This is a genomic window from Novosphingobium sp. TK71 (assembly GCF_055361505.1).
In genome coordinates this window covers 451,051-463,664 of the sequence record NZ_JBSZKA010000001.1, presented here as the reverse complement: position 1 = coordinate 463,664, position 12,614 = coordinate 451,051, and the positions used below count along the sequence as shown (strand labels likewise).

Here is a 12,614-nt window from a genome sequence, read left to right as displayed (position 1 = left end):
ACAAGCGCTGCCATTCGCAAAGACAGAGTCCACGAGGCAAGCGGGAGAGTGAACCATGAGAGCGCGCCACCGCGCCACGAGGCTGTGCCGTGCTGCGTGACATCTTCGAACGTGTCCCACACCCTTTCAGCCGGACCGCTGCCTCTGCACGGCAGCGCCGGCGGAAAGCCGGTACTTTCGGGCCGGCCATCCTGTTCCTGGCTGCTCCTGCGCTTTGCAATCTGACCCTCGCCATCCCTTCCTACGCCTCCAGCGGAGCGTTCTGCATGATACCTTCACATCTCAAGACCGACATCGAGGCCGACGGCCTTACGCACGTCCTGCTCGTTCGGGAGTTTCACAAGGGCGAACCGCTGGTGATTTCGGAACCGGCCTCGGCCCACACCGCCGTCGCACCCTCGGACCTTTGCCTGATCAAGCTGGTGGTGGGACCGGGCAATCCGGGCCCTGTCGGCGCGCCTTCCACTTCGCCCGGCATCGGCATCGAAGTATGGCTGCCCAGGCCCGCTGCCTGGAATGGAAGGATACACAATATCGGCGGCCTTGGCGGCTTCGACGGCGGTCAGCACAGCTCTCCGGACGCAATCGGCTGGCCCTATGCCGCACTGACGGCGGGCGGAGAAAGCGCAGTTTCCGCCAGCACCGATTCCGGCCATGTCCCCACCAATGGTGCCTGGGCCATGAATCCGGATGGGTCCCCTGCCCGGCAGCTCTGGGAGGACTACGCGCACCGGGCGATGCATGTGATGGCGGAGAAGACCAAGCAGATCGCGCGGGCTTACTACGGAAAGCCGCCGCACCACGCCTATTATGAAGGCGTATCGACCGGCGGACGCCATGGCTACCGGCTCGCCAGCAGTATCCAGGCGACTACGACGGCATCATTGCCAGCCTTCCGGCACTCAACTGGGCCCAATGGGTTACCGCCGATGTCTATCGCAGCCTCGTTGTAGAACGGGAACTCAGCGGCCGTTACCTGACCAAGGCCCAGATGGACCTCGTCTCCAATGCAGCGATCGCGGCCTGCGACACGGTTGGCGGGCAGCACATGGGATATGTGACGGACAACCTTGCCTGCACTTACGATCCGACCAAGGACCCCGCAGTGCTGCGCGTGGAAGACGGGGGCACGAATACCAGTCCTGATGCCCTTTCGCTATCCCAGGCACGTGCCATCAACCAGATGTGGTACGGCATGACCAGTGACGGCTCGGCACCTGATCCCCATCGCGACAACGGCGCGGGAACGGCGCTTGCCGGCCCACGCAAATGGTATGGGCTGATGCGCGGCACATCGCTCTATCAGGCCTACTTCGCCAATATCGGCTACGGCAGTTCCAATGCGCACGAAGGATACGTGGCCGATCAGGTCGCACTGGAACTGGCGGCCCCAAGCCTTGCCAATCCAACTTTTCACAATGCGTCCGGCAACGGCGAGGGGGGCTGGACCGCTTTGACCTATCAGGAACTCTCCCACGCCTTCGACCGCGGGACCGAACTCGACAGCACGTTCGGCGGCCTCGCAAGCGACGATCCCGATCTCTCGGCGTTCAAGGTACGCGGCGGGAAGTTCCTGAGCTGGCACGGCTGGAACGACGAGGCGATTCCGGTCCAGGGCACGATCAGCTATTACGACCGGGTGCTCGAAAAGATGGACGGCGCGCAGAACGTGCACGACTTCTTCCGTCTCTACCTCTTGCCCGGTGTCGGCCACATGTCACCGAACGGCACCTCCAACCCCGATGCGCACCCACCACTGGTCGCACCGGGCCAGTTCTATGCCTTGATGGTGGACTGGGTTGAAAACGGAAAAGCTCCCGATTCCATCATCATCGAAACTCCGCCGGAAAGCCCGGTCAGGCGCTCGGCGCCCATCGCCCCCTATCCGCAGCAAGTGCGATACGTGAGCGGCGATCCCGACGCGGCATCAAGCTACGCCGTGCAATGAAGCGCGAAGTGCAAGCCGATCGACGGGGTTGAGCCGCAGCGTCATCCCGCCAGATATCCGCGTATCGCCGCCAACCCTCTTGCGGCGAGCGGGGAATGGACCCTGCCCTTGAGCCGGCCCGCGAAGATCGCGGTTGGCGGAAGCGGCATTCCCTCGATGGCGACTGCTACCAGCCGGCCATCGCGCAATTCCTCGGATATAAACGCCTGAGAGCAGATGCAGACCATATCTGCGGCCATAACCGCGTCCCGCAGGATGTGATAGTTTTCACAGACCATGCGCGAGCGGCTCGGGATCGGCGGCCCGACCGGATCTTCGACAGAACTCGCCCATGGATAATCAGCCAGATCGGCAAGTTGGAGACGCTTGCGGGCAAGCAGGGGATGCCCCTGACGTACCACGCACACCGGGCGCGCATCGCCGACATGTTGCAGCTCGATTTCCCCGGCATCGGCAACATGCGGACCGGGAAAGAAGATCAGCTCGACCTCGTCGTTGGCAAGCGCCTCGATCAGTTCTTCCCCCGGCCGAACCATGACGCGAAGCTGCACATTATTGGCGCCGAAAAAGTCGCCGGAGAAGCGTGGAACCAGCTCGCTGGCCAGCAACGGCGCCATCCCCATCGACAGCCGCCCGCTACGCCCACCAGCCAGAAGTCCCATATTGCTTTCGAAGACCCGCAACCCTTGTAGCAGAGGACGCGCCTGCTCCAGAACCTGAAGCCCGGCTGCGGTCGGCTCCACACCATGGCCGACGCGATTGAAAATCGCAAAGCCGTAGCGCTCCTCGATCGTCGCTATGCTTCGGCTCAATGCCGGCTGGCTGAGGTTCAGCTCGATCGCAGCGCGCGAGAAGCTGCCGCAGCGTGCGACGGCGAGCAGGTGCTGCAACTTGCCAAGTGAGAGATCCATAAACAATCCGCATGGAGATACACGAATTCAGCATTAGACCTCATACCCCGCTTGCCGCAATGCTTGGTCCATAATGACAAGCGAGGGTGCTCGATGTTCAAGCAGATCTGCTTCTTCCGGAAGCGGCCGGATATGTCGATGGACGCCTTCCTCGACTATTATGAAAACCAGCATTCCCAGCTTGCGAAGAAGATGGGTGCGAAGCCCGCGCTGCCCAATGCGGTGCGCTATGTCCGCCGGTATCTGACGCCCGAAAGGAATCCCATAACCGGTGAAATCCACGATTCCGGCTACGATTGCCTGATGGAGATCTGGTGGAACAGCCGGGAGGATTTCGAAGCCTCCCAGCGCATCATTTCCGATCCCGCGCGCCTGCCGATGACGATGGAGGATGAGCGGCGCCTGTTCGCCAGCCATGCCAACCCGGTCTGTTCGGTGATCGATTACGACTCCCCGATGGGCCCTCATGGCGAACCGACACATGTCGTTCTTCGCCACGGCGATGAAACGGAGTAAATGGAATGAGCGATGAAAACATGCAGGTGATCCGCGAAGCCCGGCGCGACTGGGTAAGCGAACACCGAGAGATGTACCTTTCTTCCGGCGGGGCGAAGGGTCACATCATGGACATCACCGCCGTTGGTGGCCGTGCCTTCGCAACGCATTGCCTGGTCAAGTACGAGGGGCGCAAGAGCGGGAAAACCTTCATCACGCCCCTGTGCTACGCCGACATCGGCGGCGAAGTGGTGATTTGCGCATCGAAGGGCGGGGCTGACCATCATCCGGCCTGGTATCTCAATATCGTCGAGCAACCGGAAATCGAGTTCCAGATCGCGACCCAGGCATTCCGTGGAACCTGGCGTGAGCCAGAAGGTGCCGAACGCGAGAAGGTGTGGTCCTTCTTCATCGACTGCCATCCCTTCTACGAAACCTACCAGAATTCCACCGCGCGCGTACTGCCGCTGGTGATGTTCAAGGCAGTCGGGGAGATTCCGGTTTTCCGTCCCGATGATGCCACCGGCATCCGGACCACCTGATTTCCGATGGCCGGCACATCGATGACGAGCGAGGAAACGGCACTATCCTACGCGCGCGGCATTCCGCTTTCGCAAGAGACAGCTTGCGGCGCCCTGACGCTGGGTGCCTATCTTCAAGAGATCGTACAGCGACATGGTGCCAGTGAAGCAGCCGTCATCCATCTGGACGGCGAAGTCATCCGCTGGAGCTATGACGATCTTTGGGCGCGCGCCAACGAAGTGGCCCGGGCGCTCAAGGCCTGCGGCGTAGGGAAAGGCACGCGCGTCGGCCTGCTCATGACCAACCGGCTGGAGTTCCTTTCCTGCCTGTTCGGCACCGCACTGGCGGGAGGCGTCGCCACGACAATCAGCACCTTCTTCACCGCGCCGGAAATTGGTGAGGTGCTGGAAGCGTCGTGCTGCGCTATCCTGCTGGTTGAGCGGCACGTGCTCAAGAAGGACTTCGCGGCGATGCTGGGCGAACTGGAGCCTGGTATCGCAACAGGCATTCCCGACCAATGCCTCTCTGCCCGGTTCCCGTTCCTCAGCCATGTTGCGCGCGTCGACGGGGATGAGGGAACAGGCGCGGTAGAAGGCTGGTCCTCGTTTCTGGCGCGCGGAGACACCATTCCCGACGGCGTGATCGAGGCTTGCGCCGCGGCGGTGCTCCCCAGCGATCCAGGCACCCTGTTCTTTTCGTCCGGCTCGACGGGCAAGGCAAAAGGCATACTGTCCGCCCACCGGGCGATCTGCCTGCAGCTTTGGCGCTGGAAGAGCTGGTACGGGATCACGGACCCGCCACGAACATGGTCCGCCAACGGCTTCTTCTTCTCGGGCAATTTCACCATGGCGCTGGGCGGAACGCTCTCGTCCGGCGGCTGTCTTCTGCTCCAGCGCTGGTTCGATCCCGAAGCCGCGCTCGCCCTGATCCAGGCGGAAAGGGCGACGATGCTACTCGCCTGGCCGCACCAATGGCCGCAGCTCGAAGCCGTGCCTGCTTATGCCAAGGCCGACCTGTCCGCGCTGCGCTATGTGGATGGCGCCTTTCCGCTGGCCCACCACCCGAGCGTTTCGGCAAACTGGACGGAGCCTCGCGCCTACGGCAGCACCGAAACATTCACACTGATTTCGGTCTTTCCGGCCGGCACTCCGGAAGGTGAAACAGCGGGAAGTCATGGCCGCCCCACGGCAGGATCGACCATCCGGATCGTCGATCCCGTGACAGGCCAAACCGTGCCACTCGGGCACCGCGGCGAAGTCGCGGTGAAGGGCCCCACGCTGATGCTGGGCTATCTTGGCGTGCCACTCGACGAGACGCTGGACGATGAAGGCTTCTTTCGAACCGGGGACGGCGGTTGGCTGGACGCAGAAGGCCGCCTGTTCTGGGAAGGCCGGCTCAACGACATCATAAAGACCGGCGGCGCCAACGTCTCCCCGCTGGAGATCGATGCGGTGCTCCGTGATTGCCCTGGCGTAAAAATTGCGCAGACGGTGGGAGTGCCCGATCCTCTGCTGGGCGAAATTGTGGTCAGCTGCGTAGTGCCGCTGGAAGGCGCAGCCCTGTCGGCCGACCAGATCCGGTCCTTCGCGCGTAGCCGTCTCGCCAGTTTCAAGGTGCCCCGCAAGGTGCTGTTCTTCGGCGACGACGAACTCAAGACTACCGGCAGCTCGAAGATCAAGACCGCCGATCTGCGCAAGGCAGTGGTCAGCCGTCTCCGATGACGAGCGGCCCGCATAAAAATAATCATTGGGAGAGCACGACATGAGCCTGGAACAGGAACTCGCGGATCTGAAAGCAACAGTCACCTATCTCAAGGATCGGCAGGACATTCTCGACTGCATCCAGCGCGAGAGCCGGGCGCGCGATCGTCAGGATGTCGATCAGATTACGGGTTGCTGGTGGGAGGACGGCGTCGACGAGCATGGGCCCAGCGTCACGTTCGCACCGGATTATCCGGAAAAGGCCAACAAGGGCCACTACACGAACTTCAACATGACCAGCCACAACATCACCAACCACATCTGCGAGCTGGAAGGTGACGTGGCGCATTGCGAAAGTTACGTGATCGGCGGCCTCTATTGGCTCGACGGCAAAAGCACGACCATTGCCATCGGTCGCTATCTCGATCGACTGGAAAAGCGGAACGGCGAATGGCGCATCGTCGTGCGTCGCTGCACGATCGAGGCCACGGCCGACTGCGACGGCACCTGGATCCATTCAAAGAACGTCCAGGGTTTCCTCAAAGGCCTGTGGAGCACGGATGACCCTTCTTATGAGCGCCCCTACACATGGAAGTCCCGCGAGGAAGGAGTTCGCTGGTGAGCGATTGCCCCACCCCTGCGCCTCTGGCCCCGCAAACACTTGAACGCATCCGCCTGAGGGAAGCCGAGATTCTCGGCAAACCGCCACGGGTCGAGACAGTGGATCGCCTGGCGCGTGCGGACGAGATCCTGGAAGCTACCGACCGGCTGCGCGCCTCCCTGTTTGGCAATGTGTCGTCCCTGTCGATCGAGCAGGTTCCCCAGATCATGGTGACGATGCTGCCGTTCGGCACCTTGTGGGAGCGGATCATGGGACTGTCCATGACCGTCATGGGGCCCGCGAGCCGACTTGCCCGGCGCGACCAGAAGCTGGCCATCCTGCGAACGGGATGGCTGCTTCAGGCACCCTACGAATTCGGCGAACACGTCCATCAGTCAAAGGCCCTGGGCATCACCACCGACGAGATCGAGCGGATCACCGCCGAAGGATCGGCATCGCCGCTCTGGTCCGAACACGAACGCGCGGTTCTGCGATGTGCGGAGCAATTGCAAGCCCGCGCCTCGGTCGATGACGAGACATGGGACGTGCTGTCGCGCACGCTGGACACCGAGCAGATTTTCGAACTGATCGTTCTGATCGGCCAATTCACGCTGGTCGCCTACTTCCAGAACGCGCTGCGACTGCCGCTGGAAGCCGGCAACCCCGGACTGGCCGCCCGCTGATCGCCGCGGCCTGCCTTCTCATGGGTTTCCGGCTTCTCCTCCAGTCACGGTAACCTGCTCCATCAGCCGGACGGGACCGATCAGCCCCGAAGGACGCAGCGGTGCCTCGGCCTTGTATGTGGGCATGATCGTATAGGCGATCTTGCCCACGCCTTTCTGGGCATCTCCGATCAGCCGATTCATCCAGAGATTGGCGACCCGAACCTCTACCGTATTGCGCCCGGAGCGGACCTGCCGGCCTATGTCGATGCGATAGGGTGCGTGCCACAAGGTGCCGACAGACTTGCCGTTCACCCGCACCTCGGCAAGATCGCCCACTGCTCCAAGGTCGAGCCAGAGCGCTCCGGATTTCGCAATGCGGGTATCTAGCTTGAAACTCCGTGAATAAGTTGCGATGCCGGAAAAGTACCGAACACCCGCATCCGCCACCTCATTGAGGGGACGCAGCTGCGGCATGGTGATTGCGGCAGGAGCTCCCCTGCCCTGCTGGAACGTGACAGACCAGTCATTCGACAAATCCCGTAATGCGTCGAAACGCGTGCCGGGCTCGGCCCGTCGTTGGCCGGCAGACGGCTTTCTGAACACGACGAAGTAGGACTCCTCGCTTTCGAAAGGCAGGGTGACGAAAGTGCGCCCACCGTCGATCCGATAGCTGGCCGCCGAGACCGTGCCGGTATCGGCGCGCCAGATTTCCGGGATTTTTCCCACCACCCGAAAGGCCGCCTCCGTTCGCATCGCAGCCGCCTTTCGATTGGACACGAAGTACGCATCGCCATCTGCGAGAATGCGGTGGAGGAACAGGAGGTCATCGCCCGAGGCGGCCTCGAAATCCGGCAAGACATCGAGGCTGGCGAGCGCCTCCTCGACATCGCGGCTGGCGACGATCTTGCCCTTGCCGACTTCGGTCACCAGCGAGCCGGGCCATAATTTGGCGACGAGTGCAGCAAATTCCTGCGGGTCTTCTCTCAGCCCCGGCGATGCTTCTGGCGGCAGTCCGACCACCGCAGCCCCGTCTTCCGCCAGCCTTGCAATCCGCCGCAGAATGGGCAACGTCATCCGGGTGCTGTTGCCGCCCAGGTAGAGTACACGGTAACGCATCCCGCCCGGAGCCACGAGGCTGCCGTCCTCCACCTTCAGCAGGGACAGCACCGCATCCGCATTGACAAAGTCGTAACCGAAGTGCGCCGGCGTGTCCGTGAAGTAGCCATCCTGCGCCTGCGGCCCTACCGGAGCTTCTTCCCCATAGAAGTAAGCGACGTCAGCGGCATAGCGCCCCTGTTGCAGCAGGAACGAACTGCGCGCGATGTAGTCAATCCATGGACGCGCCATTTCCGCCCAGGTTTCGTGTCGGGTGAAGAACTGGCCGATATGCCGCATCGAGAGACCGGGCTGCCGATCGTCCAGCGGTTGGTGCACCGATGTGTGTATCACGGGCAGGTTAATGCCGCTGGCAAACTCCAGATCGATGACGCGCCGCAGGTCGGAGGGTGCATGTGCCCAGGGGTAGCGGGTGGACGTGAAGGATTCGGCTGCGGCAAAGCGCCGTCCGTAGATGTGGGCGGTCGATGCGGCTCCGCGCAAATCCGCCAGAAGATTGGGGCGCGGACCAAGATCGCGCCGGTAGGTCCACATGGCGGCCATCGGCACGTCGGCGTATTGGCGCATCGCGATGTCGTCGCCGAGTGAAACGCGCCAACCTTCCAGAGATTCGCCGTAGACCTTGAGCCCGCGTTCATGCGCGACCCTCGCAATCGTCCCATAGTGATTGGACGCGTGCAGTTCGGCGATTGTCTTGCGCCAGTCTGAGAGAAACGCCTCGCTGCCGGCCCGCGAACCGACGACCACGCCCGTCAACGCCGGTAGCCATGCCCGCGGATCGTAGCCCCGCGCCTTCCGGAACGCGTCGAAGAGGCCCGGTGTGTAATTGAAGGCGCCCACTTCGGTGCTGTCGGTGAGTAGCGCTCGGACGCCCCGATTGCCCATGAGCTCGCCGCCAACCGCCGAACTGTACGTGTCCAGATAAGTATTGAGATATCGGCTTACGGCCTCCGCATCGATCTTGTCGACCTCCAGCCCCGTCGCCTCGGCCGATGCAGGACCGTTCGTTCGCCCGGTCAGGGAGTATCCCATGCGCAGGACTTTCCACGTCCCGGCCGGCGGCGTCCAGTCGAGGGTACCATCTGCCTTCAGGCGCGAGGTAAGGTCGATCACCTGGCTACCGGAAGTATCTTGCGTGCCCGATCCTCCACTTGTGCCAAGAGCGTGATAATCGCGGGCCATTCCGAAACCGGCCTTGATTTCGAACTGGTTCACGCGCTCTTGCGGCGACAAATGCAGTTCCGCCAGCTTCACCGCGCTTGCCGCGCCAGCCGAAGTCGGCCGATAGCCGAGGTATCCGGGCGCCGCATCGGCGTCGTAGGGATTCAGGGGCCCGGCGGGCCTGATCGTCAGGCGGAAGCGTTCTGCGGTAACGGCATCGAAACTGACAGTGGAAGGTGCAAGGCTCGGTACGATCTCGGCAATGTGTTTCCAGTCGGCACCTCCATGACCGACTTCCAGACTGACCTTCATTGTCGGGCCTGAAAACATGTCGGCGCTTCCCGGCACGAACACCGTCGCCGACCGGATCGTGACAGGCACCGGGTAGGTGATAACGACCATGGCCGCGCCTGCCTGCGGGTCACGCGTTATGTCGAGTGCCTGTTCGAACTTGCCGTCCGTCAGCAGCCCGGCGTCCAGCGCCTTCCCATTCGCTTCGGTTATCACCGGCAAGGGTAGCGGCGGATCTTCCCGCTCGCGCACCGCCAATGTCGCGACATCCGCATAGAATTGCGGATGGAGGCGCTGCGCGGTGCTGGCACTCGGTTCATGAAGAACGATATCCTGAAACGGACCGGTGAAAGATGGCGGAAGAGCGATTTTCCCCCGGAACCGTCGCCTTCCGCTCAGGCTCGTCTCGCTCCAGACAAGTTTCTTCATGCCATCGCGGGGAGCCACCCATGGTCCGCCGGTCACGCTCCATCCAGGAGAACTCGCGATCGTCAGTTCAAGGCCGAGACGATCCGCCTCGCCCGCCGCATATCGGAATGCATCCTTCCATTCCGGCGACATGTAGGCGAGGCGTTTGTCAACGATGACGGGCGTGGCGAAGTAGTCGATATCGAATGCCTGGACACCGCCAAGGCCGATGCGCTTCATCCATTCGAGATCCTTGTGAATGCCGGCCGTGGTGACATTCCCGTTCATCCAGTGCCACCAGGTTCGAGGCCGGGATTCCATCGGCGGGTCGAGGAACCCGCGCAAGAGAGCATCGTCGCTCTCGACGATCTGCGCGACTGGCCCTCCTGGCTCCGGCTCAGCACGAGCCAAAGCCGGGAAGGCCAAGGTACCCGAACAGACAAGAAGCGCTAAAAACGTGCGCACGCCACTCTCCCGATCCGGCACTGCCGCGTTGCCGGTTTCGTTGTTCCTAGGACATCCCGCCGGCAAGCCTGCCACGGGTCAGTACGGGTTCGAGCGCCTTGTCCCACTCTGCAGCAACGTCGAACCCGCGCGCCTGGCGGAGCCATTGCTGGGCAAGCCCCTGCATCAACGCCATGATGTGCCGGCTGTTGGACACGGGTTCGCCGATATAGGGGGTGAGCAATTGCGTCAGGAGTTCAAGCGCCAACTGCTCGCGATTGCGAAACCAGTCATGCGCCGCATGCCCAACTTCCAGCGATTCCGCCTGCAGGAGCAGCACGAAACGCGTGGTGACAGGATCCGCCACCGAACGGCGAAACATCTGCCGCATCAGTTCGACGATCGATTGCCAGGCCAGTGCCGGCTCTCCCTGCGCCTGTTCCACCGCCTCGATCAAAGGCATGACCGCCGCACTTTCGCGCGTCTCGATCGTCTCCAGAACCGCGAGAAGAAGGTCTTCCTTGGACTTGAAGTAATAGAGAAGACCCGCACCGGACATCCCGCAGCGATCGGCAAGGCCGTGGACCGTCAGGCCATGAAATCCAAGCTCGGCAAACATTCCGATGGCGTTCTCGATGATGGAGGATCGCCGCTCCTGAGGATTTGCGCGACCTTTCCGCTTTGTCATGCACGGCCTCTCGCAACCGGGCTGCGCGCGACCGGGTCGGGATCGTTCACCAGATGCGGCACGGCATCGAAGATCATGTTCGGGCGTGAGCGGGCGTTGTAGCGCGGCCAGTCAAGGTGCCTGCCGGAAGGCTTTCCGGTTTTCGCAAAATCAAGCCATGCCGTCATCATCACATCGCAAAGCGCATCGACTTCGGCCCCCTCGCCGATGAAACCGACCGGAACCTTGGTTCCGAATACGAGCGGGACTTCGGTACCGTGGGGACTGCGCAGCAGGCGATCGACTACACGGGGTTCGTAGTCGATCCGGTAGAGGTAAACCGGCGCCGCATTTTGCGCCGATTTGCGATCCGCCATTGCGATAGAATCCGAACGGAACAGTCTGTCCGTCATCATCGATGTCACCAGGTAGCTCGGATCGTCCTTGGGATAGGCGGCGCGATAGGCATCGAACGATGCCGCTCCGCGATCACCGAGAACCGCCGCAAAGCGCGCCCGGGCATGGTCTTCGCTCATTGCGCCAAGCTCGGGATCGCTTGCCATGAAGAGCGTGGCCTCATCCTTCGCCGAACCCAGCATGAGCGGCACGTTTCTGGAGATATCGGTAGCTGCAGGGTCGAACGGATCGGCAAGGATGGAACGGCCATCGACCATCGGCGCAAGCGTTCCCGCCGCAAGCCCTGTCCCGGCTGACGGCAGGCGGACCGCAGAAGCCGCCGCGATCACCTTCTGGCGGTCCACCTTTTGCAGTGCGTGAACATCGGCCCTCGAAATGCCGAGGCGAGCGATAGTCTGTCCGGCGATTTCCTCGGCATCGGCCTTGGTGACGAGCGAGACGATCGGGCCGCTCATCGCAATCGCCTTGTGGAATAGTCCGCTCGCCGGGCCCATACCCAGCAATGTGGAAACTTTGGCCCCGCCACCGCTTTGCCCGAAGATGGTGACGTTCTCCGGATCACCGCCGAACGATGCGATATTGTCCCGCACCCATTCCAGCGCGAGCACAATGTCGAGCATCCCGACATTGCCGCTGTCTGCGAAATCCTCGTGCAAGCCGCCGAGATAGAGAAAGCCCATGGCATTGAGGCGATGATTGAGCGAGACGAACACGACATCGCCACGCCGGGCAAGCTCGCTGCCGTCTGTCATCGGGTCCAGCCCGGACCCCATCGCGAAGGCGCCGCCATGGAGCCAGACCATCACCGGGCGCTTTCTCGCGGAAGAAGCGTCCGGCGTGATGACGTTGAGGACAAGGCAGTCCTCGCTCTCCGCAAGCTGGGCATTGGTCAGATTGGCGACTGCCATCACCACCGAAAGGCCTCTTGCGCGGGGATCGACCTTGCCCATGATCCCCGGCAGAGTGATCACGCCCTGGGGCGCCTTGTGGCCCAGGGCATTGCAATCACGCACGCCGGTCCAGGGCGCGGGAGCGGTCGCGGGCTGGAATCTCCGCAATCCGGTGTCGCTTCCATAAGGAATCCCCAGGAAACGGGATACACCGCCTGCGCGCGTTCCCCGCACCTTTCCCGAGGTCGTCTCGACCGCACCAGTCGGAGCCTGTTCACCGGCACCTGCCATGCCCGGCAAGGTCAATCCCACCGCGCCGGCAAAAGCAGCACCCAGCACTCCGCGTCGATCCCAGATATCTTGGTCCATGCCGACATA

General features: G+C 62.4%; 9 protein-coding genes and 1 pseudogene. 6 read left to right on the top strand and 4 right to left on the bottom strand.

Annotated elements, in window-relative coordinates:
• Positions 1-266: 266 nt before the first annotated feature.
• Positions 267-1,948, top strand: a pseudogene (locus ACXJ16_RS18485) (tannase/feruloyl esterase family alpha/beta hydrolase).
• 41 nt (positions 1,949-1,989) lie between these two features.
• Here ACXJ16_RS18485 and ACXJ16_RS18480 read toward each other — a convergent pair.
• Positions 1,990-2,859 (bottom strand): LysR family transcriptional regulator, encoded by an 870-nt coding sequence (locus ACXJ16_RS18480; protein WP_454798013.1) that lies wholly within the window; start codon positions 2,857-2,859, stop codon positions 1,990-1,992.
• 93 nt (positions 2,860-2,952) lie between these two features.
• Here ACXJ16_RS18480 and ACXJ16_RS18475 point away from each other — a divergent pair, with 93 nt between their 5' ends.
• The 5 genes from ACXJ16_RS18475 to ACXJ16_RS18455 are packed head-to-tail and all read left to right on the top strand — an operon-like array spanning position 2,953 to position 6,860.
• Positions 2,953-3,375 carry an EthD domain-containing protein gene (locus ACXJ16_RS18475; protein ID WP_463922986.1) on the top strand — a complete coding sequence of 141 codons (423 nt, stop codon included), beginning with the start codon at positions 2,953-2,955 and terminating at the stop codon, positions 3,373-3,375.
• A 5-nt stretch (positions 3,376-3,380) separates the two neighbouring features.
• The gene (locus tag ACXJ16_RS18470) at positions 3,381-3,896 is read left to right on the top strand and encodes a nitroreductase/quinone reductase family protein (protein ID WP_463922985.1); all 516 of its coding nucleotides are present in this window, start codon (positions 3,381-3,383) and stop codon (positions 3,894-3,896) included.
• Positions 3,897-3,902: 6 nt separating this feature from the next.
• The gene (locus ACXJ16_RS18465) at positions 3,903-5,597 is read left to right on the top strand and encodes a class I adenylate-forming enzyme family protein (protein WP_463922984.1); all 1,695 of its coding nucleotides are present in this window, start codon (positions 3,903-3,905) and stop codon (positions 5,595-5,597) included.
• A gap of 40 nt (positions 5,598-5,637) precedes the next feature.
• Positions 5,638-6,198: a nuclear transport factor 2 family protein gene (locus ACXJ16_RS18460; RefSeq protein ID WP_054435492.1), complete on the top strand. Its 561-nt coding sequence runs from the start codon at positions 5,638-5,640 to the stop codon at positions 6,196-6,198.
• Positions 6,195-6,860: a carboxymuconolactone decarboxylase family protein gene (locus tag ACXJ16_RS18455; RefSeq protein WP_054435494.1), complete on the top strand. Its 666-nt coding sequence runs from the start codon at positions 6,195-6,197 to the stop codon at positions 6,858-6,860. The genes ACXJ16_RS18460 and ACXJ16_RS18455 overlap by 4 nt, the downstream gene beginning before the upstream one ends.
• A gap of 18 nt (positions 6,861-6,878) precedes the next feature.
• Here the strand turns inward: ACXJ16_RS18455 and ACXJ16_RS18450 are convergent, their stop codons facing one another.
• The 3 genes from ACXJ16_RS18450 to ACXJ16_RS18440 are packed head-to-tail and all read right to left on the bottom strand — an operon-like array spanning position 6,879 to position 12,605.
• Positions 6,879-10,304, bottom strand: coding sequence for a glycosyl hydrolase (locus tag ACXJ16_RS18450; protein WP_463922983.1), 3,426 nt, complete (start codon positions 10,302-10,304; stop codon positions 6,879-6,881).
• A 25-nt stretch (positions 10,305-10,329) separates the two neighbouring features.
• A complete protein-coding gene (locus tag ACXJ16_RS18445) occupies positions 10,330-10,950 on the bottom strand; it encodes a TetR/AcrR family transcriptional regulator (RefSeq protein ID WP_463922982.1) in 621 nt (206 codons plus the stop codon).
• Positions 10,947-12,605, bottom strand: a complete 1,659-nt coding sequence (locus ACXJ16_RS18440) for a carboxylesterase/lipase family protein (protein WP_463922981.1) — start codon at positions 12,603-12,605, stop codon at positions 10,947-10,949. The genes ACXJ16_RS18445 and ACXJ16_RS18440 overlap by 4 nt, the downstream gene beginning before the upstream one ends.
• Positions 12,606-12,614 lie beyond the last annotated feature (9 nt).

What these genes read in the sequence shown, in the direction of transcription:
- ACXJ16_RS18480 (WP_454798013.1), bottom strand. Translation starts at nt 2,859, where the DNA reads ATGGATCTCTCACTTGGCAAGTTGCAGCACCTGCTCGCCGTCGCACGC.
- ACXJ16_RS18440 (WP_463922981.1), bottom strand. Translation starts at nt 12,605, where the DNA reads ATGGACCAAGATATCTGGGATCGACGCGGAGTGCTGGGTGCTGCTTTT.
- ACXJ16_RS18470 (WP_463922985.1), top strand. Translation starts at nt 3,381, where the DNA reads ATGAGCGATGAAAACATGCAGGTGATCCGCGAAGCCCGGCGCGACTGG.
- ACXJ16_RS18445 (WP_463922982.1), bottom strand. Translation starts at nt 10,950, where the DNA reads ATGACAAAGCGGAAAGGTCGCGCAAATCCTCAGGAGCGGCGATCCTCC.
- ACXJ16_RS18475 (WP_463922986.1), top strand. Translation starts at nt 2,953, where the DNA reads ATGTTCAAGCAGATCTGCTTCTTCCGGAAGCGGCCGGATATGTCGATG.
- ACXJ16_RS18460 (WP_054435492.1), top strand. Translation starts at nt 5,638, where the DNA reads ATGAGCCTGGAACAGGAACTCGCGGATCTGAAAGCAACAGTCACCTAT.
- ACXJ16_RS18465 (WP_463922984.1), top strand. Translation starts at nt 3,903, where the DNA reads ATGGCCGGCACATCGATGACGAGCGAGGAAACGGCACTATCCTACGCG.